General features: G+C 61.3%; 1 protein-coding gene. It reads right to left on the bottom strand.

Translation table 11 applies throughout. The features are described from left to right. A partial coding sequence (locus LZP73_RS19685; protein ID WP_442800773.1) for a hypothetical protein occupies positions 1 to 318 on the bottom strand: 318 nt, incomplete at both ends.

Below are 318 nucleotides of genomic sequence, written 5' to 3' on the forward strand. Positions count from 1 at the left end.
GGCTCCATGCGTCCGGCGCACCATCCCCAGCCTTCGGCTTCCCGAAGGTGTTCAGCAACAGCCTGGAGTTTTTCCAGCAGGGCGGCATCGAGCGCCACGCAGTCCACATAGCCACCCTCGTCGTCGCTGAACAGGTCAGTGCGCAGTTCATCTGGCGAGAAGGCATCAGCCCCCACGAAGCGGAATTTACTGTTCCCTGCCACCGCCACTTCACTTTCGGTCACCAGACGACGAATGGTCTGTACTTCCGGTTTACCGCCCCATCCCGACTGACAGGCGGCTTCAAACACCTGCACCTGACGCGCGGTGTCGTTCTCC

Origin of the sequence: Shewanella sp. AS16 (genome assembly GCF_021412365.1) — a bacterium.
GTDB lineage: Bacteria > Pseudomonadota > Gammaproteobacteria > Enterobacterales > Shewanellaceae > Shewanella > Shewanella salipaludis.